The sequence below is a fragment of the Saccharopolyspora sp. 6M genome (genome assembly GCF_020176775.1).
Lineage (GTDB): Bacteria > Actinomycetota > Actinomycetes > Mycobacteriales > Pseudonocardiaceae > Saccharopolyspora_C > Saccharopolyspora_C gregorii.
In genome coordinates this window covers 1-4,296 of sequence record NZ_JAIUJZ010000138.1, presented here as the reverse complement: position 1 = coordinate 4,296, position 4,296 = coordinate 1, and the positions used below count along the sequence as shown (strand labels likewise).

4 protein-coding genes are annotated in these 4,296 nt (G+C 76.2%); 1 reads left to right on the top strand and 3 read right to left on the bottom strand.

Annotated elements, in window-relative coordinates; translation table 11 throughout:
* Positions 1-142: 142 nt before the first annotated feature.
* Positions 143-607 carry an Lrp/AsnC family transcriptional regulator gene (locus LCD31_RS18495; protein ID WP_373690034.1) on the bottom strand — a complete coding sequence of 155 codons (465 nt, stop codon included), beginning with the start codon at positions 605-607 and terminating at the stop codon, positions 143-145.
* Entirely contained in the window at positions 604-1,752 is a 1,149-nt protein-coding gene (locus LCD31_RS18490; RefSeq protein WP_224959780.1) for a Xaa-Pro peptidase family protein, read from the bottom strand. The genes LCD31_RS18495 and LCD31_RS18490 overlap by 4 nt, the downstream gene beginning before the upstream one ends.
* Positions 1,753-2,150: 398 nt before the next feature.
* On the opposite strand from LCD31_RS18490, the gene LCD31_RS18485 reads away from it, so the two are divergent.
* Positions 2,151-3,062, top strand: a complete 912-nt coding sequence (locus LCD31_RS18485; protein ID WP_224959781.1) for a 5'-3' exonuclease — start codon at positions 2,151-2,153, stop codon at positions 3,060-3,062.
* Positions 3,063-3,086: 24 nt separating this feature from the next.
* On the opposite strand, the gene LCD31_RS18480 is transcribed toward LCD31_RS18485, so the two are convergent.
* Positions 3,087-4,296 (bottom strand): GNAT family N-acetyltransferase (locus LCD31_RS18480; RefSeq protein ID WP_304614868.1); only part of this gene is annotated, 1,210 nt, incomplete at its 5' end.

The window sequence follows — 4,296 nt, the reverse complement described above, 5'->3', positions numbered from 1 at the left end:
GCCGCCCAACCTCTTCACAGCCGGGGGGGGCCCCCCCCCCCCCCCCCCCCACCCCCCCCCCACCCCCCCCCGCCCCCCCCCCCCCCCCCCCCCGGGGGGCCCCCCCCCCCGCCCCCCCCCCCCCACGCGAGCACGTCGAGGGCTAGATCTGCGGCGGCCGGTGCTCGTACGGGGTGGACAGCACCACCGTCGTCCGCGTCGACACCTTCGCCGCCTCCCGGATCTGCCGCAGCAGCTCCTCCAAGCCCAGCGGCGAGGCCACCCGCACCTGCAGGATGTAGGACTCGTCGCCCGCCACCGAGTAGCACGACTCGATCTCCGGCAGGTGCTCCAGCCGCTGCGGGTAGTCGTCCGGCGCGGCCGGATCGATCGGCGTCAACGAGATGAACGCCGTCAGCGGCAACCCGATCTGGTCACCGTCCACTTTGGCCACGTAGCCCTGCAGCGCGCCGCGCTGCTCCAGCCGCCGCACCCGCTGGTGCACCGCCGACACGCTCAACCCGACGCGCTCGGCCAGATCGGTGAAGCTGCACCGGCCGTCGTGCGCCAGCTCCCGCAGGATCGCGCGGTCCGTCGCTTCCAGTTCGCCCGTGTTCCGGTCGCTCACGCCGGCAGCACCACCAGGTCGTGCGGCTGCGAGTTCACGCTCAGCACCCCGTCCTCGGTGACCACCACGATGTCCTCGATGCGGGCGCCCCACCGGCCCGCGTGGTAGATGCCCGGTTCGATGCTGAACGCCATGCCCGGCTCCAGCTCCAGCGCGTTGCCGCCGACGATGTAGGGCTCCTCGTGCACGTCCAGGCCGATGCCGTGCCCGGTGCGGTGGATGAACTGCTCGCCGAAACCGGCCGCCGCGATCGGTTCCCGCGCCGCGGCGTCGATCGACTCGGCGGTGGCTCCGGGGCGCACCGCCCGCACCGCCGCGTCCTGCGCCGCCTGCAGCACCGCGTAGGTCTCCAGCACGTCCGGCTGGGCCGGCTCGCCCACCGCGTAGGTGCGGGTGCAGTCCGAGTTGTAGCCGGAGGCGATCGGACCGCCGATGTCCACCACCACCACGTCCCCGGCCTCGATCACCCGGTCCGACAGCGCGTGGTGCGGGCTGGCACCGTTCGCGGCGGAACCGACGATGACGAACTCCGCCTCGGTGTGCCCCTCCTCGACGATGGCCGCGGCGATGTTCGCGCCCACCTGCGCCTCGGTGCGACCGGCGGTGAGGAACTCGCCCATCCGCGCGTGCACCCGGTCGATCGCGGCGCCCGCCGCGCGCAACGCGTCGATCTCGGCGGCGTCCTTGCGCATCCGCAGCTCGCGCAGCACCGAACCGGCCAGCACCTGCTCGGCACCCGTCGCCGAGCGCAGCGGCAGGCAGTGCAGCGCCGGCGTCACGTCGGCGACGCCCAGCCGGGACGGGGCGCGACCGCCGCGGCGCAGCAGGTCCGCGACCAGCGCGTGCGGGTCCTCGCCGTCCACCCAGGTCACGACCTCGATGCCGAGCTCGTCGGCCGGGACGTCCGCGTAACCGGGAGCCTCCAGCTTCGGCAGCACCAGCACCGGGGCGGCACCGCCGGCGGCGGGCAGCACCAAGGTGCTGAGCCGCTCGAAGGACTCACCGCGGGCACCGAGCAGGTACCGCAAGTCCGAACCGGGGGTGATCAGCAGGGCGTCCAGGTCGGCGTGCGCCGCCGTCTCCGCGGCGCGGCGGAGCCGGGCGGAGAGCACCGCGGGATCCTGCTTGAGCGAGTCAGTGGCCATGGCCACCTAGCCTAACCGCCGGGCGCCGCGCTCCTCCGGCGGTGCGCGGGCCGAAGATCAGCACCGCGGTCCGCGGGCCGGAACCGGGCGGGACGCCGCTGACCCGCCCGGCCCGCCGCGCCCGGCCGGGCTGCGACGCCCCGGGGAGGACCGACGTGCCCGGCCGGAACGGCCCGCCCACCGGTCGGGGGTCGGCGACGGGCCGCTCCGCACCCCGGCCACGAGGGCCGGGAAGCCGCGGTGCGCGGCGCGTGCGCACCGGGCTGCTGCGACTGTAGGACGTCCCCCGAGCGGCCTGGTGACAGTGATCTGACAGCCCTGCGGAACCCGGATCGGCCCCGCTCCGCCGGGCGGCGTCGGCCGGTCGTGACAGAGTGTGCGCCGTGACGGGTTCTGTGATGCTGATCGACTCCGCCGGGCTGTGGTTCCGCTCCTACTACGCGCTGCCCGAATCGCTGACCGCCCCGGACGGGACGCCGGTGAACTCGGTGCGCGGGTTCTGCGACATGCTCGCGAAGCTCATCGGCGAACGGCGGCCGACCCGCGTGGTGGCCTGCCTGGACAACGACTGGCGGCCGCAGTTCCGGGTGGACGCGCTGCCGTCCTACAAGGCGCACCGGGTCGCCGAGGCGGACCCGGACGCCGAAGAGGTGCCGGACACCCTCTGCCCGCAGATCCCGATCATCCTGGACGTGCTGGACGCGCTCGGCGTGGCCACCGCGGAGGCCGAGGGCTACGAGGCCGACGACGTGATCGGCGTCCTCGCCGAACGCGAGACCACCGACCCGGTGGAGGTCGTCACCGGCGACCGCGACCTGTTCCAGCTGGTGCGCCCGGCGCCGACGCCGGTGCGCGTCCGCTACGTCGGGGCCGGGCTGGCGAAGGCGCAGGACTTCGGCCCGGACGAACTCGCCGAGCGCTACGCGCTGGACCCCGCTCGCGCGGGCGAGGCGTACGCGGAGATGGCCGTGCTGCGCGGCGACCCCTCGGACGGGCTGCCCGGGGTGGCCGGCATCGGGGAGAAGACGGCCGCGAAGCTGATCACCGAGTTCGGTTCGCTGGCGGCGCTGCTGGCCGCTTCCGAGCAGGGCGACCGGCGGCTCACGCCGCGGGTGCGCGGCAAGCTCGCCGACGCCGCCGACTACCTCGCCGCCGCGCCCACCGTGGTGCGGGTCGTGCGGGACGCGCCCGTGGTGCTGGACCGGCCGGACACCGCTCCCGCCGCGCCGGCCGACCCGGACCGGTTGGCCGAGCTCGGCACCTGGTGGGGCCTCGGCGGGCCCTTGGACCGGCTCATCGCCGCGCTCTGACCCGGTGCCGCTCGACCGTCCCGGTCAGAACTGGGTGCCGCACCACGGCGGGCGCGCAGCGGCGAAGAGGCGGTCGGCGGCGGCGAGCGCCGACGGCTCGTGGACCTCGACGCGGTTCGCCGCGGCGAGGGTGCTCGGCCGGACGTCGCCCAGGTACAGCGAACCCAGCACGTCCACGTCCAGGCCCAGCTGCGGCGCGTCCGCGACCGGTTCCGCGCCACCCGGCCCGATCCGGTAGCGGCCCGAGTTCTGCGGCAGGAACGGGTCCCGCACCTCGACGACGACGGGCTCGGCCGCGCCGTAGGACCGCGCGGCCAGCGCCGCGGGCACGTCCACCAGCCGCACCCACAGGTCGTCGTCGACGCGGTCCACGCCGCAACCGCGCCGGTCCGCGAGCCACCACGGCAGCGGCTCGTCCAGCGGGCGGTCCACGGCGATCACCGAGGTCGCCAGGTCCAGGCCCAGCAGGAACCGCCACAGCGAAGCGGTGGCCGCGTCGTCCGCACCGTGCATGTCGCTCACCAGGATGCGGATCGACCCGTCGCCGAAGTGGTGGTCGGTCTTCGACGGCTCCCAGAGCGCGAACCCGTCGTCGGTGCCGGAGTCGTCGGAGTGCACCGCGACCCGCAGCGCTCCCCCGTTCTCCACCGTCCCGGCCAGCCGGGTGGTCCACCAGCCCTCGCCGCGGGCGATGAGGCCGGGCCTACCCGCGGCGATGCGGGAGTACAGCTCGGGCAGCAGCTTCTCCGCCGCGGGCCCGTCGACCAGCCGCACCTGCCCACCGATCGGTGCGTCCGGGCGCAGCTCGGCGTGCGTGCGGGCCACCTGCACCCGTTGCGACCGGGTTCCGAGGCCGTAGCCGAAGCGCGGGTAGATCCGCGTCTCCGAGGCGTGCAGGACCGCCAGCGGCTCACCGCGCTCCCGCAGCTCGGTCAGCTGCGCGCGCATCAGCTCCCGCAGCAGACCGCGCCGGGTGCGGTCCGCGCGCACCCCCACCCCGGTGACCGCGGCGGCGGGCAGCACCGCGCCGCCGGGCACCTCCAGGGCCGAGGTCATCGACAGGGCGGTACCGGCGAGCTCGCCGTCGAGGAACGCGCCGAACACCCGGCCCGGCTCGTACCTGGTCGAGGGGGGGGGGGGGGGGGCGGGCCCCCGGGGGGGGGGGGGGGGGGGGGGGGGGCCGGGCGGCGCGGCGCGCGGGGGGGGGGGGGGGGGGGGCGCGCGCGGCGCCCCC